The following is a 22,347-nucleotide window of genomic DNA, read 5'->3' on the forward strand; positions in this document are numbered from 1 at the left end:
CTAACTAAAGAGATGGTTATTATAGTGTGTTGAGCACCTGCTCTTTAATTTGTTCTAATTCATCTTTCATTTTCACTACTATGTTTTGCATCTCTGCCTGATTACTTTTAGAGCCAGTAGTGTTAATTTCTCGTCCCATTTCTTGAGCAATGAATCCTAACTTCTTACCTAATCCATGCCCATTTTCCTCCATAGTCTCACGGAAATAACGCAGATGATTAGCTAAACGTTGTTTTTCTTCGCTTATATCAAGTTTCTCTATATAGTATATAAGTTCTTGTTCTAAACGGTTTTTGTCATATTCCACTTCTGGAATCTGCTTTAATCCTTCTATAATACGTTCACGAATCTTTGGTACTCGGCCTTTTTCATACGGCTCTATAGCTTTCATGTAATTTTCTATATTATTGAGTTTTTCGTTAAACTTATGCTGAAGAGCCTTACCTTCTTGCTTACGAAAAACTAACAAGTGCTCTATAGCTTGTAGAATGCCATTTAATACTATGTTCCATTCTTCTTCACTAAGTATTTCTACCTCATTCCTCATAGTTACATCAGGCAAACGTAGTAATGTTTCAAACCAATCGGAAGGTTCTGGTATACCTGTGTTTTTAGAAATTTCTTTTATTTGTTTATAGTAATTTTCTACTAAAACAGTATTAACATGAGTAGCGTCTGCACTAATATCTTTCTCTACCCATAGTGAGAAATCTACTTTTCCACGTTCTAACTTTTGAGCAATTAAGCGTCGTATATCCATTTCTTTTTCTCTATACAAGGGAGCAATGCGTGCAGAGAGATCAAGAGCTTTGCTGTTAAGCGACTTAATTTCAATATTAATTTTCTTTTCTTTATAAGTTACGACGGCTTTGCCATAACCTGTCATAGATAGTATCATGAGTTTTTTCACGTTAAATTTCTGCAAAAGTACTAATTTCGAGTGGAAAAAGAGTAAATTTGCACATTAATTTAAAATAAAGCTATTGTTTTATGTCTTGCATTTTAAATATAGAAACGAGTACAAATGTGTGCTCAGTAGCAGTAAGCGAAGATGGTGTTTGCATCTTCGAGTTACAAGATTGTAGTGGTCCTAATCATGCAGAGCGTCTCGGCTCTTTTGTCGATGAAGCTATATCTTTTACAGATAATCATGCTATTCCTTTAGACGCCGTTGCTGTTAGTAGTGGTCCTGGTTCTTATACGGGATTGCGTATAGGTGTGTCTATGGCAAAAGGGATTTGTTATGGACGTGATATTAAGTTGATAGCAGTACCTACACTCGAGCTATTATCAGTGCCGGTGTTGTTACATAATAATAATATACCTGAAGATGCGTTGTTAGCACCTATGTTAGACGCACGACGAATGGAGGTTTATTCTCAGGTTTTTGATCGTGGTTTAAAAGCAAAGAGTCGTTTGGAAGCAAAAGTAATAGATGAGAAGAGCTTTAAAGAATATTTAGATAAAGGCCCTGTTTACTTTTTCGGAAATGGTGCTTCTAAGTGTAAAGATATGATAAAGCATAATAATGCTCATTTTATTGATAATATAGAGCCTTTGGCAAAATATATGTTTCCACTTGCAGAGAAACGCTTTTTGAATAATATGTTTGAAGATGTTGCTTATTTTGTTCCCACTTATTTAAAAGATTTCGTAGCTAAATCGGCAAAACCTTTATTATAAATAGATTTACTTAACGGATGTTTTTCTTAAAATAAATATTTCCACCTAATGAATATAGAAGGATTAGACTATAACACTCAAAGAGAAAAATTAATATTACCTCAGTATGGTAGAGAGGTTCAAAGCATGATAGATTATGCAATAACACTACCTACTAAGGCTGAACGTCAGGCTTGTGCAGAAAGTATTATAGCTATTATGGACAGAATGAATACCCAAAATCGTAGTAATGAAGGGTATATGCAAAAGCTTTGGGATCATTTAGCACTTATGTCAGGCTTCAAGTTGGATATAGACTATCCTTATGATGTATCTCAAGCATTATCTATTGCGAAAAAGCCAGAGCCTTTATCTTATCCACATCAGGTTAATCCTATTAAGCATTATGGAAGTATTGTCTATGAATTATGTGAAAAGCTAAGGAAGATGTCTCCAGGTCAAGAACGTGATATGTTAGTGCGTTCAGTAGCTAATCAGATGAAACGAGATCTTATACAATGGGCACATGGCTCTAGTGATAATGCTCGTGTGGCGTCAGATTTAGCTCGTTTAACAGATGGTGTTATACAGATAGATCTTAATACTTTTCGTTTCGATAAGATTAACGAGAAGGATTTTGTACAAAATAAAAGAAAGAAAAAGTCGTAATTTATGGAGTCTTTTCTTATAGAAGGAGGTCATCGGTTAAGTGGAACCATTACACCTCAAGGCGCAAAAAATGAGGCTTTAGAAGTAATTAGTGCAATCCTCCTCACTAAAGAAGAGGTTATTATAGATAATGTTCCAGATATATTAGATGTAAATAACCTTATAAAGCTTTTACAAGAAATAGGAGTTAAGACTAAAAAGCTATCTTCTGGAAGGTTCTCTTTTCAAGCTGATGATATCAAGTTAGATTATTTAGAAAGCATAGAATTTGTACAAAAATGTGCTTCTCTTCGTGGTAGTGTGCTTATGTATGGCCCTTTGTTGGGACGTTTTGGGCTTGCTACAATAGCAAAACCTGGCGGAGATAAGATAGGTAGAAGGCGCTTAGATACTCATTTTATTGGGTTTAAAAATCTTGGAGCACATTTTGTTCATTTAGAAGGGAGAGATGTTTATGAAATAAAAGCAGAGCGGCTTCATGGTACTTATATGCTTCTTGATGAGGCTTCAATAACAGGTACTGCTAATATTATTATGGCAGCTGTTCTTGCAGAAGGCACTACTACTATTTATAATGCCGCATGCGAACCTTATATTCAGCAGCTTTGTAAAATGCTTAACAGTATGGGAGCTAAGATTTCAGGTATTGCAAGTAATCTGCTTACTATAGAAGGCGTGAAAGAACTACATGGAACAAGCCACAAAATACTACCTGATATGATAGAAGTAGGTTCGTTTATTAGTATGGCTGTCATGGTGGGAGAAGGTATTAGGATAAAAGATACTTCGGTAGCAAATCTTGGTATTATGCTCGATATATTCAGAAGATTGGGTGTGCAAGTAATGGTAGATGGTGATGATCTTTTTATTCCTCGCCACGATCACTATGTTATAGACTCTTTCATAGACGGCTCTATTATGACTATTAGTGACGCTCCATGGCCTGGATTAAGTCCTGATCTTATTTCTGTTTTATTAGTTGTAGCTACGCAGGCTCAAGGAAGTGTGCTTTTTCATCAAAAAATGTTTGAAAGCAGACTGTTTTTTATTGATAAACTCATAGATATGGGGGCACAAATAATATTATGCGATCCTCATCGTGCTGTAGTAATAGGGCATGATCATCAACGTACGTTGCGAGCAGGACGAATGTCTAGCCCTGATATTAGAGCAGGTATAGCTCTTTTAATTGCAGCCCTTTCAGCTCCAGGGATAAGTCGTATTGATAATATAGCACAAATAGATCGTGGCTATGAAGATATAGAAGAGCGTCTTAACGCATTAGGAGCTAAAATAACACGTGTGGCAAATAAGTAAGATTAAGCATAATATATATGATAAGACACGAGGACGTCTATAAAATAGGTTATTTAGGTAAGCCACATGGAGTGCATGGAGAAATGCAATTCATATTCAGTGATGATGTGTTTGATACTACTGATGCTGATTATTTGTTAATAGAATTAGATGGTATATTGGTGCCTTTCTTTATAGAAGAATACCGTTTCCGCTCAGAGCAGATGGCTCTTATAAAATTTGAGGATATTAACACAGAAGAAGAAGCACGTCGTCTTACGGGCAGCGTTGTACTGTTCCCAAGGAAAATTGCCGAAGAGAAATCTGAAAGTCTATCATTATCACAGATTGTAAATTACACTTTAATAGATAATAAGACGGGAAAGACGATAGGGAAAATAACAGGTATAGATGACAGTACAGTAAATACTCTCTTTGAGGTAACAACTTTAGGAGGTCAAGAGCTGCTTGTTCCTGTTAATACTAATCTCTTTGAAAGTATTGATACTTCAAAAAAGATAATTAAAATGGTTATTCCTGAAGGATTATTAGATCTTTAGGATAAATATTATTATCAAGTTTTAGATAAAATAAAATTGTTATTTAGGATATAAAAATATATATGAAACAGCAAATCTGCATATTAGGTTCTACTGGAAGTATAGGTACTCAAGCTTTAGATGTAATAAGACAACATTCTGATCGTTATGAGGTATATGCTCTAACAGCTAATAATAGATGGGAAGATCTTGCTAAGCAAGCTCGAGAATTTCAGCCTGCAGCCGTAGTAATAGCAAATGAAAAGCATTACGAAGCATTAGTTGACTCTTTACGGGATATGCCTAATATAAAGGTGTATGCTGGCAAAAAGGCTTTAAAAGAGATAGTAGAATCGGGCGAAATTAATATAGTTCTCACTGCTATGGTAGGGTATTCCGGTTTAGAACCTACTATTCATGCCATAAAAGCAAGAAAGAAAATATGTTTAGCTAATAAAGAAACACTTGTAGTAGCAGGAGAATTGATAGTAAAGTTAGCACAACAGTATCATGTGCCTATAATACCTGTAGACAGTGAACACAGTGCTATTTTTCAAAGTTTAGTAGGTGAAGGGGATAATGAAATAGAGAAAATTCTACTTACTTGTTCAGGTGGTCCTTTCCGATTATTTAGCAATGAACAACTAAAATATGTAACTGCAGATGACGCTCTTAAGCATCCTACATGGGAGATGGGTTCTAAAATTACTATTGATTCAGCTTCTTTAATGAATAAAGGTTTTGAGGTGATAGAAGCAAAATGGCTTTTTGGAATACCTGCAGATAAGATACAAGTATTAGTACATCCGCAAAGTATAGTACATAGTGCTGTCCAATTTATTGACGGTAGCGTTAAAGCGCAGCTTGGAATGCCTGATATGCGTCTTCCTATACAGTATGCTTTTTCTTTTCCAGAGCGCATACGGCTTAATAGTGAGCGATTAAATCTGTTTGAAAAGCCACTTGAATTTTTCCCACCAGATGTTGAAAAGTTTAAATGTTTAGCAATGGCTTATTATGCTATCAATAAAGGAGGGAATATGCCATGTATACTAAATGCTGCAAATGAAATAGTAAATGAAGGGTTTAGGAAAGGAGTTTGCTCGTTCTTAGATATGGCTGATATCATTGAGAGAACAATGTTAAGAGTGTCTTTTGATGCTAACCCTGATTATAATGTTTATGTAAAAACAGATGAAGAAGCACGTAAAGTGGCACAAGACTTAATGCAACATTAATTAATAAATATAGTAATAATAAATAAACAAGCAAATATTTAATGGAAGTATTTTTGATAAAAGCACTCCAACTACTAATGGCTCTCTCGCTTTTAGTGTTACTTCATGAAGGAGGACATATGTTCTTTTCTAAACTTTTTGGAGTTAGAGTAGAGAAGTTTTATATGTTTTTCGATGTTTCTATTGGTAAATGGAGTGGTAAACTGTTTAAATTTAAACCTAAAAACAGTGATACAGAATATGGTATAGGCTGGTTACCATTTGGTGGATATTGTAAAATATCAGGAATGGTAGATGAAAGCATGGATACTGCACAGTTAGCAAAGAAGCCAGAGCACTGGGAGTTTCGCACTAAACCAGCTTGGCAACGGCTGCTAATCATGTTGGGTGGAGTGCTTGTTAATTTCTTTTTGGCACTTTTCATTTATACAATGATAATGTTTACATGGGGTGATACTTATTATAAGGTTTCTGATCTTTCTATGGGTATGCGCTTTAATGAGCAGGCAAAGGCGTTGGGCTTTAAAGATAAAGATGTGCTGATAGGTACTGATGAAGGAGCTTTTCGCGAATATGCTAATATGAATGGTGATTTCTTTCGTCAAATAGCACAAGCTAAGCGTGTGGATATTATCCGTAAAGGTAAAAAACTAAGCATATATCTACCAGGGAATCTTGATATGTTATCAATGGTAAAGGAGCGTCCGCTCTTTGCTGAGCCTTATATTCCTGCTCGTATAGACAGTGTAATGGCAGGTACTCCTGCAGCAAAGATAGGTATAAAAGCAGGCGATCATATCAAATCTTTTAATGGAAAACCTGTATACACTTGGTCGGATATAAACTATCAAACTTCTGTTTTGAATGATATAATGACAGTAAAGAATACACATAAAGATTCTTTAATTGCTCGTAGAGTAGAATTGATAGTACAACACAAAGGTGTTGCAAAGTTAGATACTATAAAAATGTTACTAACGCCCGATTTGAAAATGGGTGTTTATCAGTCAAGCATTGCTTCATACTATAAGCCAACACATCAGGAATATGATTTTTGGGAAAGTATTCCTGCTGGTGTTAAGCATGGATTGAGTGTGTTAAAGGGGTATGTGTGTAACTTTAAGTATTTAGCTTCTGCTGATGGCGCAAAGAGCTTGGGAGGATTTGGCTCGATAGGTAGCCTTTTCCCTTCAGTCTTTGATTGGTATTTATTTTGGAATCTAACAGCATTCTTTAGTATCGTTCTTGCATTTATGAATATATTACCTATTCCAGCTTTAGATGGTGGACATGTAATGTTTCTTTTATATGAGATGATAACGCATCGTAAACCGTCAGAAAAATTTCTTATTTATGCTGAATATGTAGGCTTTGGTATCCTTATTCTACTTATGGTATGGGCTAATCTTAATGATATTCTACGATGGATAGGTGTTATGTAAGGAAGAAGGAATAAAAATATATAAGCGGCATTTACATTTTATAAGAAGTAAATGTCGCTTTTTCTTTATCTATTATAATTATAAATTTATGAAAAGTTATTCATCTAAAAGATCGGGTCTTAGTCTTTTAGTTCGCTCCATAGCTTGTTCAAACTCCCATTGTTTTATTTTAGCTTCATTACCACTGAGAAGTATATCAGGTACATCCCAGCCATTATAACTACGAGGTCGTGTATATATAGGTGCTGATAACATGTTATCTTGAAAGCAATCGGAAAGTGCACTTTGTTCATCGCTAATAGCACCGGGAAGGAGTCGTACAATAGCATCGGTAATAATGGCAGCAGGCAATTCTCCACCAGTAAGGACATAATCGCCAACAGATATTTCGCGTGTAATGAGATGATCCCTCACGCGTTGATCTACTCCCTTATAATGTCCAGCTAAAATTATGATATTTTCTTTTAAAGAGAGGTCGTTAGCCATTTTCTGATTAAATTGTTCCCCGTCTGGAGATGTGAAAATAATGTCGTCATACTTATGTTTTTCTTTTAAACTTGTTATGCAACGATATATAGGGTCTATTTGCATAACCATTCCTGCTTGTCCTCCAAAAGGGTAATCGTCTATACGCTTCCATTTGTCATTGCTATAATCGCGTAGGTTGTGTAATGTAATTTTAGCTAAACCCTTTTTTTCAGCTCTTGAAAGAATGCTTTCATGTACAAAGCCCTCTATCATTTCTGGCAGTACTGTTATGATATCTATCCTCATTGTTTAGTAAATTGTTTTTATCTTTGTTATTATTTTAATATTATGAAATAACCATAAAGCTATAAAATTGGTGATATATTTTCTATAAACATTTATCACAGCAGTTTTGCCATTTGTCTTGCTTAGATTATTTACAGACATTTTTTATGTATTAAAGTATATTCTCTTTTGGAGCGTGTAGAGGTTTTCCTAAAAGTAAGGGCAAAAATAATAAGAAAAAGTGCAATATACAATAGAGAAAAGAGATATTTATGTAATTTTGTAGTATTACATAGCTAAAGAGAAGTATATAATGATTAAAGAATACCAGATAAGGGTTTTACCAGAGATAGGTTATAATGAAGCTAATTTAAAATCTTATCTTGCTAAAGAAGAGGGGTTTGTTTTAGAGGATATTAGTGCAGTACGTATATTAAAGAGGTCTATAGATGCTCGTCACAGAAATATATATGTTAATCTTAATATTCGTGTATATGTACATGAAAAGCCAGACGATGAGGCTTATTTGCATATAGATTATAAAGATGTTAGTAAAGCTCCTAAGGTTATTGTGGTAGGAGAAGGCCCTGCCGGTCTTTTTGCTTCTCTGCGTTTAATAGAGTTAGGTTTATGTCCTATAGTGTTAGAACGTGGGAAGAATGTGCGTGAGCGCAAGATAGATTTAGCGCAGATATCAAGGAGTCAGGAGGTAAATGGCGAGTCAAATTATTGTTATGGTGAGGGTGGAGCTGGAGCTTATTCAGATGGAAAGCTTTATACTCGTAGTAAGAAGCGTGGTTCAGTAGAAAAAATATTAAATGTCTTTTGTCAGCATGGAGCAAACACTTCTATTCTTTCAGATGCTCATCCTCATATAGGTACAGATAAATTACCTCATGTAATAGAAAACATGCGTAATACTATTCTTAGATGTGGTGGTGAAGTACGTTTCCAAACAAAAATGATAAGCTTTATTACAGAGGGAGATGTTATAAAGGGTGTAAAGGCTGTTGAGCAGAAAAGAGAGAGTGATACTTGTGGGGAGTTAGAATTTTTCGGACCTGTAATATTAGCAACAGGCCATTCTGCACGTGATGTTTATCGTTATATGGCACAGGTTAAAGGAGATATAGAAGCTAAGGGCTTAGCAATAGGTGTTCGTTTGGAGCATCCTTCTCATTTAATAGATGAGATACAATATCATAACAAGGAAGGGCGTGGAAAGTATTTACCTGCAGCTGAATATTCTTTTGTAACTCAAGTAAAAGGCAGAGGGGTATATTCTTTTTGTATGTGTCCTGGCGGCTTTGTAATACCTTCGGCTACTGGTGCAGAACAAGTAGTAACTAATGGTATGAGTCCTGCTAATCGTGGTACACGATGGTCTAATGCAGGAATGGTAGTACAGATTAATCCTGAGGATATAGATGGTGATGATGTTTTAAGGTTGCTTTCTTATCAGGAAGAGTTGGAGCGCAACACATGGCAGCAAGGCGGACGATCTCAGGTAGCTCCAGCACAGCGTATGGCAGACTTTGTAAATAATCGTTTATCGTATGACTTGCCAAAGTCGAGTTATGCGCCAGGTTTACTTTCAAGTCCACTTCATTTTTGGATACCAAAGTTTATATCAGAACGCTTGCAGACGGCATTTCGTCTTTTTGGAAAAAATGCATCTGGCTTTCTTACCAATGAAGCGGTGCTAATAGCTTCAGAAACAAGAACGAGTGCTCCGGTGCGTATTTTGCGTAATCGTGAGTCGCTTATGCATATACGTTTAAGAGGACTTTTTCCCTGTGGAGAAGGTGCAGGTTATGCAGGTGGTATTGTTAGCGCAGGTATAGATGGTGAAAGATGTGCAGAAAGTGTTGCGGATTATTTAGGCAGCCTCGGTTTATGATAGCTTATAAAACTTATTATAAAGGGTTTTTATAAAAATTCTTAGCGTTTTTTTTTAGATATATGTATAAATATAGTCTTTTCTTTTTTTCTGTTTTATTAGTTTTTACAAGTTGTAATATTAGGAAAAGTGTAGATAAAGCAGATGTTAATAGTGGTGATACTTTAAGGTTAGAGTATGCTAAAAACATAGTAATAGTAAAGTATTCTGACTATACAAAGGTAGAAATTCTTAATCCTTGGAAAGAAAAGTCTATATTACATACTTACTTTTTATCTGATCATTATATTAAGAAAGATTTAAGTGGCAAGGCAGACTTCCTTTTGGTTCCTTTAAAGCGTAGTGTGGTATTTACAACAGTGCATGCTAATTTGTTAGAAATGCTTAAATGCCAAAACGCTATAGTAGGGGTAACAGATCTTAAATATATGTTGATACCCGATGTTCAAAAGCGTGCAAACATGAAAGAGGGTGCTATAGGTAAGATTGTTAATTGTGGGGAATCTATGAAGCCTAATATTGAAAAAATTATAATGCTTAAGCCACAAGCAATTTTTGTATCACCTTTTGAAAATAGCGGTAGCTATGGAATGTTGGGAAAGACAGGTTTGCCTTTGATAGAATGTGCTGAATATATGGAGAGTTCAGCGTTAGGTAGAGCAGAGTGGATGAAGTTTTATGGTATGCTCTTTGATAAGGAAAAAGAGGCTGACTCTTTATTTAATATTGTAAAGAATAATTATTGGCGATTACATAGTTTGGCAAAAAAGAGTAAAGTGTCTCGTAGCATATTACCAGACCGTAAGGTGGGAGCTGTGTGGTATATCCCTGGCGGAGAGAGTAGTATAGGAAGGCTTTATAAAGATGCTATAGGTAAGTATGCTTATAGTAATGATAAGCATAGCGGTAGTTTGGCTTTACCCATAGAAACTGTCTTTTCTAAATTTAGCAAGTCTGATTTTTGGGTTTTATCTTATGTTGGCAATCTTTCTCTTAACACGTTATTAGAGGAGTGTCCTTATTATAAATATTTTTATCCTTATAAGGCTGCGGAGGTGTATGGCTGTAAAGTAGATAAAACTCCTTATTTTGAGGAGGTTAGCTGGCGACCTGACTGGCTTTTGCAAGACTTCATTCAGCTCTTTCACCCAGATCTTAAGATAGCTCCTTTGCGATACTATAGACGTGTTTCTGTTAACAAAAGTATGTAATGAGTAAGCGTTATATAGTAGTTATTACATTTTTATTAATAGGTATAATGATAATGTTTTGCCTTAATCTTTGCGTGGGAGCTGTTGATATACCTTTTTCTGCGGTTGTAGATATATTAAGGGAGGGTAAGGCGGAAGATGATAGCTGGCGTTTTATAGTGTTAGAAAGCAGGTTACCACAGGCAGTAACAGCCTTGTTATGTGGAGGTGTTTTAGCTATTAATGGATTGATATTGCAAACAGTTTTTAGTAATCCTTTGGCTGGTCCTGATGTTTTTGGTATTAATGGTGGTGCAGCTTTGGGTGTTGCTTTAGTGATGTTGTTTTTAGGAGGTACTTTTTCTTTTTATAGCTTTTCCTTTACAGGATTTTTAGCTATTTTGTTAGCAGCGTTTTTAGGAGCTATGTTTGTTACTATCCTTATATCTGCGTTGTCCCATCTTGTACATAGTAATACGATGTTGTTAATAGTAGGTATTATGGTAGGGTATATGTCTTCTTCTATAGTTTCTCTGTTCAACTTTTTTTCTTCATCAAACGAAGTAAAAAACTATATGATATGGGGGTTAGGCGATTTTGGTGGAGTCTCTTTTGAGATGTTATTACCTTTTTCGGTACTTTGCTTATTAGGTGTTTTTATATCTTTGCTTTTTATAAAACCATTGAATATATTATCGTTAGGAACTTTATATGCTGAGAGTTTAGGCGTAAATACTACTAAAATGCGAACTCTTCTGCTTATATTGACAGGTCTGCTAACATCTATCACAACATCTTTTTGTGGTCCTATTTTATTCTTAGGTTTGGCTGTTCCACATATCGCAAAATTGATATTAAAGTCGGAACATCAATCAAAGCTATTTCCTGTAACACTGTTGAGTGGTTCTTTTATTGCCTTATTATGTAATTTGCTATGTTCTCTTCCAAGAGAGGGAGGTATGTTACCCTTAAATGTTGTAACGCCTATAGTTGGTGCTCCTGTCATTATATATATATTGATAAGGAAAAGAAAATAACTTATTGCAAAGATATGATGTTTAAAAAGATAAGAGCATATATGTTATTGTGGGAAAAGGGCACATTTGTTAGAACAAAGGGATAGTTTTGTGAATAAAAATAGGTTATTTTTCTTTCATTTTTAGGTTATTTTTACTATAAAAATAATCTATTTTTCTTTCTTAAAAATCATTTATTATTATGTAAAGTATAATGTTTTACCTTTTTATATCATATCTATTATAGTTGTTATCATAAGAATATGTGTTGTTATGCTGCTTATAAGGTAAAGCATTCAGCTTTTTTAGTAGTTAGGTCTTTATTATTCAAATTTCAATGATAGTGTTAAGTTTGGCATAGTGTTGTTATGTTATAAAATGAATTTATATTATAATTTAGGTAAATATCCTTATAAATAACGATTGTATAAACTTTCAGTTAGGAGTAACTTTGCAGCGCAAAAAACAAAAATAAAAGCATTATGTTTAATTCTCTGTTACTATTATCTTTGATGCTTGGTAATTACCAAGGAGTGGAAAAAGACACAATTACTAATACTTACAAAATGAAGGAAGTCTTAGTGGCAGATTTCAAGCGAAACAAGCGTAACCTTACTCCTATATCAGTATCAAGCATTAATTCTGATCAGATTAATGGGCAAGGTATTACAAGCTTAAAAGAGCTTTCAGGAGTTGTTCCTAATTTTTTTATGCCAGATTATGGCTCTCGTGCTAATACTCCTATATACGTTAGAGGTATAGGTGTGAAGGCTAAAGGCTCAGCAGTAGGTTTTTATGTAGACGGTATTCCTCACTTTGAAGCATCTGCATTTGATATTGATATGAGTGATGTTGCCGGTGTAGAGGTATATCGTGGCCCTCAAGGCACTCTTTATGGGCGTAATGCTATAGGGGGTATTATTAATGTTTATACACATAATCCTATAGATTACCAGCACACACGTTTTTCTTTAGGGTATGGTAAGTATAATGATGTTGTGGCTCAGGGGTCTACTTATCAGCGTTTTTCTAACAGCTTTGGAGTATCTTCAGCTATATCTTATCATCATAATGACGGTATGTTTAAAAATGAGTGTTTAGGTAAAAATGCAGATGATATTAACGAGGTGGAAGGTAAGATAGGGCTTTATTGGCGTCCTGCTAACAGATGGTTGCTTCATCTTAATTCCACTCTTAGCTATAGCGATCAAGGTGGGTATCCATATTCTTTGTATGATGTTAAAGCAAATAAGGTAGAACCGGTTAGTTATAATCGTTATAGCAGCTTTAGACGTTTGATATCATCTACAGGTTTTAATGCACGGTATAGCGATAATAAAATAAGTTTTAATAGTCAGACATCATATCAGTTTATTAAGACGCATTTAGGTATTGATCAAGATTTCACACCGAAAGATCTCCTCTTTGTTGTAAATAACTTTCGCCAAAATATGGTATCACAGGAGTTTACGCTGAAATCGAACGATCAGCGTCGTTACCAGTGGATAGTGGGTATGTTTGGAATGTTAGATTATACTGATCAGTTTGTACAAGTAAATGTCTTTAATAAGAAAGTAGCTACTCCTACTTCTTATAAGACCCCTATTACAACCTTTGCTATATATCACCAAAGCTCGTATAATATTTGGCGTGGACTGTCGGCTACTGTTGGTTTGCGTTTTGACTATGAACATTCAAAGATTGATTATAACAAAGACTTGCTCTATTTAGCTACGGATAAAAGTATGAATGTATTAAATTATACTGATAAGGCAAGTTTTACACAGTTTACTCCAAAGGTTGCTATTCAATATACTACTAAAGGGCATAATTTATATTATGGAAGTATTACCCGTGGTTATAAGCCCGGTGGGTATAATGTGAGTTTAAAGACAGAAGCTGACCGCTCGTATGGTCCAGAGTATAGCTGGGACTACGAGACAGGTGCCAGATTAAACTTTCTACAAGGTAAGTTAACAGCAGAAGCATCGCTTTTCTATATCGATTGGAGAGATATGCAAACTACTTATCAAATACCAGGTATTGGCAATAAAGTGCTTAATGCAGGGCATACTAATAGCAAGGGATTTGAAATAGGGTTAGGTTATCATCCTGTTAAGGATTTAGACTTTACAATAAACTATGGTTTTACGCATGCAACGTATTTAGATTATAAGATGAATGATGAGGCAGATTATTCTCATAACTATCTACCAATGGTTCCTAACCATACCTTATCTATAAATAGCAGCTATACTATAAAAAATGCAGGCTGGTTTGATATGATAAGATTAAATGCAGGTGTAATAGGTTTAGGACGTATATATTGGACAGATGATAACGCTGTTTATCAGAATTTCTATGCTACGCTTAATACTAAGATTAGTTTTACTAAAGGTATTTTTACATGGACTCTTTGGGGTAAGAATCTTACTAATACAGATTATATAGCTTATGGCTTTAAGTATGGTGTAAACTATGTACAGCAAGGCAAACCCCTTACTTTTGGAACTTCATTAAGTGTTGATTTTTGATTTTATATAAAGAACAATGATTGAGTAAACCAGTATGAATAAGACTAATAAATCTTTTTCATTAATTACTTTTTTTTGCTTGTATATAGCGCAAATGGTGCCTTCGTCTTTTCTGATGACTGCATTACAAGTAATAATGCGTGAAGGTCATTATAGTCTTACTACTATTGGATTACTTAATCTCGTTCGATTGCCATGGCTTTTAAAGCTATTTTGGTCGCCACTTATAGACAGGAATTGCATAACAATAGCACATTATAAGCGTACCATCATAATAACGGAGAGCGTTTATGCTTTAGCACTTGTTATAACAAGTTTGGTTAATGTGCAAAGTAACCTATTACTGATTCTTATACTTGTTTTTATATCATTATTAGCTTCTGCTACTCAAGACATAGCTACCGATGCTTTAGCTATTATAACATCTGTAAAAAGAGAGCGTAGTATGTTAAATAGTATGCAGTCTATGGGTAGTTTCGGAGGAGCTTTGTTAGGATCGGGAGTATTACTTATAGTCTTAAAAAATTATGGTTGGCTAACTGTTGTATTATGTTTAGCCTTCTTTGTTATTATAATGCTTATACCTTTATTATTAAATAAAGGAATGAAAGCTAAAACCCCTAAGCCTTCTCAGAAAGCTACGTTTGGAGACATTCTTTACTTCTTTTCTTCTATGAATAATTGGCGGCAAGTAGGTTTTTTGTTGCTTTATTATATGGGGCTTATAGGTATTATATCCATGTTAAGACCATATATGGTAGATTGTGGTTATGATATTAAGCAAATAGGATTTTATATAGGTGTCTTGGGTACGTTTTGTTCGTTTGTTATGGCTTTTGTTGCAGGTTTTATAATTAGGTATATAGGCGTTTTATATACTCGTTTTATAGTATCACTTGCTATTTGCTTAGCACCTGTTTATTTTTTTATTATCAACTTGCTTCCCTTTAATCATATAGCTCTTATAATAGGTATCATGTATGTTCAGATATGTTATGGTCTGGCAACGGTAGTTGTATATACATCTGCAATGCAATGTGTGCGACAGGGGCGTGAAGGTACAGACTTTACTATTCAGATTGTTATTACACATCTCTCTGGTATTATCATAGCAGCAGTGGCAGGTTTTGTGGCACATCACTTAAATTATAGTGGTCTGTTTGCTGTCGAAATATTTATTTCTGTTCTAAGTGTACTATATATACTTAGATTTTTTAAAAACAAAACAAAATACCATATAATATAATGGAGAATAATAAAAGAGAGCGTGAAGCTGTTGTTATAGGAGCAGGACTTACAGGGCTAACTTGTGCTATGCATCTAAAGGGTTTAGGTGTTGATGTAGAAGTGTTAGAAAAAGAAAATTATATAGGTGGCTTAATGCAAACGGAGGTGGTTGATGGTTTTACTTTTGAAAAAGGTCCAAGTTCGGGTACAGTAAAGTATCCTGAAGTGGCAGAGCTGTTTGATGATTTAGGAGATAATGGTTCTTTCGAATCTTCTTTTGCGACCTCTAAGTGTAGATTGATATGGAAGGATAATAATTTTCATGCGCTCCCATCAGGATTGTTAAGTGCTGTCAAGACGCCACTTTTTAGTATGAGAGATAAGTTTAGGATTTTAGGAGAGCCGTGGCGAAGTAAAGGGACTGACCCTAATGAGAGTATAGGAAGTATGGCAGAACGAAGACTTGGGAAGTCGTTTGTAGACTATGCTGTAGATCCTTTTATTTCAGGCGTATATGCAGGAAACCCTTATTCTCTTCCTACCAGATTAGCATTACCAAAGCTTTATAATCTTGAGCAACAATATGGAAGTTTTATTAAAGGTAGTATACATCTTGCAAGAAAAGGTAAAACAGCGCGTGAGAAGCGGGCTACCAATGAGATTTTTTCTACTAAAGGAGGTTTTCATACATTAATAAGTTCTCTTGGCAAGAGTATAGGCTCAGATAATATCACACTAGGTTGTGATAATATTACAATAAACTTTAATAATGGAAAATATATAATATCATGCAATGAAGAGCAAATAATAACAAATAATCTTATAACGGCTTGTCCGTCATATGCTTTGCCGTCATTATTAAAGTTTGTGCCAAAAGCCCAATTAGACACACTTGATAATCTTTATTATGCTCCTATTATAGAAATAGGGGTAGGAATAAAGAATACTGGCAATGTTAAGTGGAACGCCTTTGGAGGTTTAGTCCCTTCTTGTGAGAAAAAAGATGTATTGGGTATTCTTATGCCTTCAGCATGTTTTAGTAATCGTTCGCCAAAAGGTGGAGCTACATACGCTTTTTTTATAGGTGGTGCTATACATCCGGAATATCTTGATAAGACTGATGCTCAGCTGGAAGAGTTGGTAAACAAATCGCTTCACGTAATGTTAGGTTATCCTAAGGGTACTTCTGCTGATGTAATTCGTATTTATCGTCATAAGCATGCCATTCCTCAGTATACGCTATCTACGGATGCTCGCTTGTCTACCATTGATGCTCTTCAGTATAAATACAAAGGTTTACATATAGCAGGAAACCTAAAAGACGGAATAGGCATGGGGGATAGAATAAAGCAAGCAGTAGATGTGGCAGAAAATGTTGCGAAGTATTGTAAGTAAGATGTAAAAGTTATAGCAACTTTATATTGATATTAAGGTGAAAAGTAGTATATTTGCAAATAGATATATTATAAGTTAGTGTTTTATCCTTAAAAAGAAGCAATCTAAAGTAATAGCTATATGGTAAAAAGATATATAGAAGAGAATGAGGCAAGAATGCTTGAAGAGCTATTCAGTCTTATTCGTATTCCAAGTGTAAGTGCGCAGCCTGCTCATAAAGAGGATATGGTAAAATGTGCTAACCGTTGGAAAGAGCTGCTTTTAGAAGCAGGTGTAGATAAGGCGGAGGTTATGCCTTCAAAAGGTAATCCGATGGTTTACGCAGAGAGGATAGTAGATCCTGAAGCTAAAACGATATTAGTTTATGGTCATTATGATGTAATGCCAGCAGAGCCTTTTGAGCTTTGGAGAACAGAGCCTTTTGAGCCAGTTATTAAAGATGGTCATATTTGGGCGCGTGGTGCAGATGATGATAAAGGGCAGTCTTTTATCCAGGCTAAGGCTTTTGAATATCTCAACAAGCATGATTTGTTGAAACATAACATGAAATTTATCTTTGAAGGGGAAGAGGAAATAGGTTCTGCCAGTCTTGGACCTTTTATAGAAGAGCATAAAGAGTTGTTGAAATGTGACATTATTCTTGTTTCAGATACAACCTTAATAGGTGCTGACGTTCCTTCTATAACGACTGGTTTGCGTGGTTTGTCTTATTGGCAAATAGAAGTAACAGGTCCTGACCATGACCTTCATTCAGGAACCTTTGGAGGGGCTGTGGCTAATCCTGCAAATGTTCTTTGTAAGCTAATAGGCGATGTTACTGATCCTGATGGGAAAATACGTTTCCCTGGATTTTATGACGACGTAGAAGAGGCTTCAGAAGAAGAGCGTAGTCTTGTAGCATCTATACCTTTTGATGAGGATGAATATAAGAGGTCTATTGGCGTTAAGGATATTTTTGGTGAAAAAGGATATAGCACTATAGAGCGTACAGGCTATCGTCCTTCATTTGATGTATGTGGTCTTTGGAGCGGTTATCAAGGCGAAGGTGCAAAAACTGTAATTCCTTCAAAAGCATATGCGAAAATTTCTTCACGTCTTGTGCCAAAGCAAGATTATAAAAAGATAGGGCAATTAGTAGTAGATTATTTTAATAAAGTGGCTCCTAAGACTGTTCATGTAAAAGTAGAAATGTTACATGGGGGGTATGGATATGTTTGTCCTATTGATATTCCTGCATATAAAGCAGCAGAAAGAGGTTTTGAAAAAGTTTTTGGAAAACGTCCTTTGCCTGTTCGTATTGGTGGAAGTATTCCTATTATCTCTACTTTTGAAAAAACTCTTGGTACTAAAAGCATTTTAATGGGCTTTGGATTAGAGTCTAATGCTATCCATTCTCCAAACGAAAATATGCCAATAGCTCTTTGGAAAAAAGGTATAGAGACTGTTATTAATTTCCATTTAGAATACGATAAAGAAGTATAATTTCAAATATTTTACGAACTAAAGCATATCTTGCTAATATAAAAGAAAGCGCAAGGTATGCTCTTTTTAAAATTTAGAACAAATGAAAGAAAAGTTGTTACATTCTTTTTTAAAAGTAGGAAACTTTATTCTTGAAGAGCTTCCCTTTATAGTGATCTTTGTTTTTTGTATGTGCCTTAATACATTGAAAGATTCTATTTTAAATTGGGGGGGGGGTGTTGTAATCTAAAATATTATAGCATTTCTTTTTTGCTATCTGTTATTTTTTCTTGCGCAACGAGAAAAAATATTTTTTTAAAAACCATCTTCTATTTTATAACTGTATTCTTTTTTGCTGTATATATGTTCCTTTGGTTGGTTTTTGGAACTTCAATATCTCCGCTTATAGTTCAGCTTATTGTAGAAACTAATGGAAGAGAGTCTTCTGAGTTTTTTAGTGCTTTTGTTTTTTCCAAAGGAGCTATAATAACTTATGTGTCTGTTATAGTATTAATAACTATAATTGTGTTTTTTGAAAGACTATGGAAAAAGATAAGAGAAAAGAAATGGTTAAAAAGAAAGTTTTTGGTATTTATATTTGGTATTATTTCTGTGTTTTTGCTTATAGCAGGAATATTCAGCTCCAAACTATATTATACGTTGTATAAATGTCAAACTTATGCAGATTTAGAAAGTTGGGTAATAGAAAACATTCCATTTCCAATGGATTCGTTTACATCGACTGCTTATTCTATTCATGCTTTAGAAGCAACTAAAAATGAAATAAAAATAGCAGTAAATTTAGCCAAAGATATTTATCGTCAGCCGGTAACTGATGAAGTAAACGATTCTATAAATATTATTTATGTACTTGGAGAATCTTTTATAAAGTCGCATGCATCTCTTTATGGCTATAAGCTAAAAACTACTCCTTTTATGGATACAGAAGAGCATAAAGGCAATCTTGTGGCTTTCAGTGATGTTGTGGCTCCATTTAATTCTACAACACTGGTGGAGAAAAACACATTTTGTTGTAATAGTTTGAGTGATGGCGAAGAATGGTATCAAACGCCCTATTTTCCTATTCTATTTAAGAAGGCAGGTTATAAGGTCTTGATGTGGGACATCCAAAGAGATTTTTTGAAAAATGCTTTTTTTACTTTTTCTGTTAATTCGTTTATGTATAATAGAGAGTTGCAAAAGTATGCATATACATACGCATTTGATAAAAGTTTTTTATATGATGAAGACTTGGTTAATGATTTCTTTAAAAAAGGAGAAAGCATGATGGGAAAGAAAAATCTTATTATTTTTCATTTGTTTGGGCAACATATTGATGCAAGTGAAAGGTACCCACATGGCAAAAAGTTTTCAAAGTTTTCTTATAAAGATATAAAGCGTAGTGAAAGCTATTTGACAAAAGATAAAAAGCAAGATATTGCAGAATATGATAATGCTACTTTTTATAATGATTATGTTATTAAGAAGATAGCAGAAAAATATGCTAATAAAAATACGATTATGATTTATTTCTCAGATCACGGAGAAGAAATATACGATTACAGGGATTCAAAAGGAAGAAATGCAGGAGGTAGCGGCGTTACTCCTAATTTATTGAAATATCAATACGAGGTGCCTTTTGTTATATGGTATTCAAATTCATTTAAGAAAAAATATCCTAGATTAGTTAAAGAAATACGAGCTTCAAAGGATAAACCTTTTATGACAGATAATGTTTGTCAGATTCTATTCCATATAGTAGGAATGAAAACAAAATGGTATAAAGCAGATAGGGATTTGATAAGTCCAAGTTATGTTGCAAGAAAACGAATCATAGCAGATAAAGATTATGATAAATATGTAAAAAATAGGTAATATAGCTATGTGAGGGGTTTATTAAATTATAATTTTGCACTTAAAGTAAAAAAACAAAAAGGAACGTTAATAGTTTAAAATAGAGTTTAATGCCTAATAATTAATATATTTTTTCGATTTTATTAATTATCTTTGCATTGAATATGATAGAAGTTAAGGTTAAAGAAGCAGATATAAAGAAGGCTGTAAATGAAGGTGTAGATGCCTTTGTTGCAGTATTTGTGAAAAGTATAAAGGAAGCCATTGGAGGAGAGCTGACAAAAGAAGCTATGATGCAGTTGAATTCTGATCAAGTAACATTATTAGCTTGGGATTATTTGCATAAAGAAGTCTCTGTTGGAGGATATGTTCAGTTGATCTATAATGGTTTCGGAGCTTTTATTTTTCGCAATCCGTTTGCTGTAGCTATGCGTAATTGGGGCATAAGGGATTTATATACTCATATAAAGCATGCTAAAAAGTTTTATGACAAATATCATGAGCAGATAGAGCGTGAAATGAGTGATAATGACTTTATGGCTCTGTTTGAACAAATGCCAGAGTTTGATGAGTTTGATGATGAGTTTGTTATAAATGAGGAGCATTGGATGGAGTGTGTTGCAGCTTATATAGATGACCATATTTATGAATTTGCAAAAATAGAAAAAGATGAATAACGAAAAGCAATCAAAAAAGCGTAAGGTATCAGTGCAGATTCGTAATAAGAAAGCTTCTTTTGAATATTTCTTTGTAGATACATATACTGCTGGAATAGTGCTTACGGGTACGGAGATAAAATCTATTCGGGCGGGTAAGGCTTCATTAGTGGATGCTTTTTGCGTTATAAATAAAGGTGAGATGTGGGTACAAGGTATGAACATCTCGCCTTATTTTTATGGGTCGTATGCTAATCATGAAGCTAAACGTCCGAGGAAATTACTATTGAACAAAAAAGAAATTAGGGCTTTAGAATCTGATTCGCAGGCACCTGGCTACACTATTATTCCAACACTTGTATTTATAGATGATAATGGGCGTGCAAAAATAAAAATTGCACTGGCAAAAGGTAAGAAAGAATATGATAAACGTCAAGTTTTAAAGGCGAAAGAAGATAAAAGAGAAATGGACAGAGTGCGTAAGCGCTATTAACAAAAAAGGAGGAGGAATTGTTGATAAGTTGGAAGTTCATGTTATTATGATAGTAAGAAAATAGTTATAAGTAAGGACTCTCAATATTTAGTTCCCTCTGCTCTTAAATAAAAAGATGTTATGCAATTAAAAAAGAAGAGATGGCATTGCCTATCAGGTCAAAAGCCAACAGAAATGGATCTAAAAATAATGGAGTTAGAAAAAAGAGGAAAGTTAGTACCTACTCGTAATTTGATTAGAACTCCAGAAGAGATAGAAGGTATTCGTCGTGCAGGTGTAGTGAATACAGGTTGTTTAGATGCTTGTGAGGCAGCTATAAGACCTGGTATAAGTACACAGGATATAGACGATATATGTGCGCAGTATTGTAAGGATCATAATGCAATATCAGCAACTCTTGGTTATGAAGGATTCCCTAAAAGTGTCTGCACAAGTATTAATGAGGTGGTATGTCATGGCATACCAAAGAAAGAAGATATATTAGTGGAGGGTGATATTATAAATGTAGATATGACAGTAATTGTAGATGGTTACTATGCTGATGCTAGTCGTATGTTTATAGTAGGTGGAAAGACTACTCCGGAAAAAGAGCAACTTGTGCGTGTAACGAAAGAATGTCTTGATATAGGTGCTGCAGCAGCTAAGCCTTATGGCTTTGTAGGTGATATAGGCGCAGCTATTCAAAAGCATGCAGAAAAGTATGGCTATGGTGTTGTGCGTGATTTATGTGGACATGGTGTTGGATTAGAATTTCATACAGAGCCAGAGGTGTTACATTTTGGTCATCGTGGTACTGGTATGGTATTAGTTCCGGGAATGGTATTTACCATAGAGCCTATGATTAATATGGGAACATGGAAAGTGTTTCTTGATGCTGATGATCCTTATGGTTGGGAAATTATTACAGGTGATGAAAAACCATCAGCACAATGGGAGCATACTTTCTTAATGACGGAGAACGGCTTGGAAATCCTTACATATTAAGTGTAAATTAAGGAGTTTCATCTTATGGTAACTTTAAA

Annotated in this window: 19 protein-coding genes; 17 read left to right on the plus strand and 2 right to left on the minus strand. The window is 34.5% G+C overall.

The features are described from left to right. Positions 1-19 precede the first annotated feature (19 nt). The gene (locus tag HMPREF9018_RS01440) at positions 20-898 is read right to left on the minus strand and encodes a YicC/YloC family endoribonuclease (RefSeq protein ID WP_039863949.1); all 879 of its coding nucleotides are present in this window, start codon (positions 896-898) and stop codon (positions 20-22) included. Positions 899-990: 92 nt separating this feature from the next. Between HMPREF9018_RS01440 and tsaB the strand changes: the two genes are divergently transcribed. The 6 genes from tsaB to rseP all read left to right on the plus strand — a co-directional run bounded on the left by tsaB (position 991) and on the right by rseP (position 6,846). After that, positions 991-1,683: a tRNA (adenosine(37)-N6)-threonylcarbamoyltransferase complex dimerization subunit type 1 TsaB gene (gene tsaB / locus HMPREF9018_RS01445; RefSeq protein ID WP_008447003.1), complete on the plus strand. Its 693-nt coding sequence runs from the start codon at positions 991-993 to the stop codon at positions 1,681-1,683. A gap of 48 nt (positions 1,684-1,731) precedes the next feature. After that, positions 1,732-2,331, plus strand: coding sequence for a DUF4290 domain-containing protein (locus tag HMPREF9018_RS01450; protein WP_008447005.1), 600 nt, complete (start codon positions 1,732-1,734; stop codon positions 2,329-2,331). Between the two features lie 3 nt (positions 2,332-2,334). Continuing rightward, positions 2,335-3,648: a UDP-N-acetylglucosamine 1-carboxyvinyltransferase gene (gene murA, locus HMPREF9018_RS01455; RefSeq protein WP_008447017.1), complete on the plus strand. Its 1,314-nt coding sequence runs from the start codon at positions 2,335-2,337 to the stop codon at positions 3,646-3,648. A 17-nt stretch (positions 3,649-3,665) separates the two neighbouring features. Further along, a complete protein-coding gene (rimM, locus tag HMPREF9018_RS01460; RefSeq protein WP_008446999.1) occupies positions 3,666-4,187 on the plus strand; it encodes a ribosome maturation factor RimM in 522 nt (173 codons plus the stop codon). 62 nt (positions 4,188-4,249) lie between these two features. Next, on the plus strand, positions 4,250-5,404 hold the full coding sequence (locus tag HMPREF9018_RS01465) for a 1-deoxy-D-xylulose-5-phosphate reductoisomerase (RefSeq protein ID WP_008447025.1): 1,155 nt from the start codon (positions 4,250-4,252) through the stop codon (positions 5,402-5,404). A gap of 41 nt (positions 5,405-5,445) precedes the next feature. Beyond that, positions 5,446-6,846 (plus strand): RIP metalloprotease RseP, encoded by a 1,401-nt coding sequence (gene rseP / locus HMPREF9018_RS01470; RefSeq protein WP_008447001.1) that lies wholly within the window; start codon positions 5,446-5,448, stop codon positions 6,844-6,846. A gap of 96 nt (positions 6,847-6,942) precedes the next feature. Here the strand turns inward: rseP and trmD are convergent, their stop codons facing one another. Beyond that, positions 6,943-7,620: a tRNA (guanosine(37)-N1)-methyltransferase TrmD gene (gene trmD, locus HMPREF9018_RS01475; RefSeq protein WP_008447031.1), complete on the minus strand. Its 678-nt coding sequence runs from the start codon at positions 7,618-7,620 to the stop codon at positions 6,943-6,945. A gap of 292 nt (positions 7,621-7,912) precedes the next feature. Between trmD and HMPREF9018_RS01480 the strand changes: the two genes are divergently transcribed. The 11 genes from HMPREF9018_RS01480 to map all read left to right on the plus strand — a co-directional run bounded on the left by HMPREF9018_RS01480 (position 7,913) and on the right by map (position 22,309). Beyond that, positions 7,913-9,499, plus strand: coding sequence for an NAD(P)/FAD-dependent oxidoreductase (locus HMPREF9018_RS01480; protein WP_008447124.1), 1,587 nt, complete (start codon positions 7,913-7,915; stop codon positions 9,497-9,499). Between the two features lie 62 nt (positions 9,500-9,561). After that, entirely contained in the window at positions 9,562-10,710 is a 1,149-nt protein-coding gene (locus HMPREF9018_RS01485; RefSeq protein WP_008447103.1) for an ABC transporter substrate-binding protein, read from the plus strand. Beyond that, the gene (locus HMPREF9018_RS01490; RefSeq protein WP_008447118.1) at positions 10,710-11,726 is read left to right on the plus strand and encodes an iron ABC transporter permease; all 1,017 of its coding nucleotides are present in this window, start codon (positions 10,710-10,712) and stop codon (positions 11,724-11,726) included. The genes HMPREF9018_RS01485 and HMPREF9018_RS01490 overlap by 1 nt, the downstream gene beginning before the upstream one ends. Before the next feature lie 461 nt (positions 11,727-12,187). Then, positions 12,188-14,239 carry a TonB-dependent receptor gene (locus HMPREF9018_RS01495; RefSeq protein ID WP_008447072.1) on the plus strand — a complete coding sequence of 684 codons (2,052 nt, stop codon included), beginning with the start codon at positions 12,188-12,190 and terminating at the stop codon, positions 14,237-14,239. A gap of 34 nt (positions 14,240-14,273) precedes the next feature. Continuing rightward, positions 14,274-15,485, plus strand: coding sequence for an MFS transporter (locus HMPREF9018_RS01500; protein WP_008447021.1), 1,212 nt, complete (start codon positions 14,274-14,276; stop codon positions 15,483-15,485). Next, complete coding sequence (gene hemG / locus HMPREF9018_RS01505; RefSeq protein ID WP_008447132.1) at positions 15,485-16,861, plus strand: protoporphyrinogen oxidase; 1,377 nt, start codon at positions 15,485-15,487, stop codon at positions 16,859-16,861. Before HMPREF9018_RS01500 ends, hemG begins: the two co-directional genes overlap by 1 nt. Before the next feature lie 120 nt (positions 16,862-16,981). Then, entirely contained in the window at positions 16,982-18,343 is a 1,362-nt protein-coding gene (locus tag HMPREF9018_RS01510; protein WP_008447143.1) for a dipeptidase, read from the plus strand. A 342-nt stretch (positions 18,344-18,685) separates the two neighbouring features. Then, positions 18,686-20,197, plus strand: a complete 1,512-nt coding sequence (locus HMPREF9018_RS01515) for a phosphoethanolamine transferase (protein ID WP_008446997.1) — start codon at positions 18,686-18,688, stop codon at positions 20,195-20,197. Positions 20,198-20,340: 143 nt separating this feature from the next. Next, positions 20,341-20,853, plus strand: a complete 513-nt coding sequence (locus HMPREF9018_RS01520; RefSeq protein ID WP_008447126.1) for a DMP19 family protein — start codon at positions 20,341-20,343, stop codon at positions 20,851-20,853. After that, complete coding sequence (smpB, locus tag HMPREF9018_RS01525; RefSeq protein WP_008447066.1) at positions 20,846-21,325, plus strand: SsrA-binding protein SmpB; 480 nt, start codon at positions 20,846-20,848, stop codon at positions 21,323-21,325. The genes HMPREF9018_RS01520 and smpB overlap by 8 nt, the downstream gene beginning before the upstream one ends. 120 nt (positions 21,326-21,445) lie before the next feature. After that, entirely contained in the window at positions 21,446-22,309 is an 864-nt protein-coding gene (gene map, locus HMPREF9018_RS01530; RefSeq protein ID WP_008447049.1) for a type I methionyl aminopeptidase, read from the plus strand. Positions 22,310-22,347: the final 38 nt, after the last annotated feature.

It is taken from the genome of Prevotella amnii CRIS 21A-A, from assembly GCF_000177355.1.
Lineage (GTDB): Bacteria > Bacteroidota > Bacteroidia > Bacteroidales > Bacteroidaceae > Prevotella > Prevotella amnii.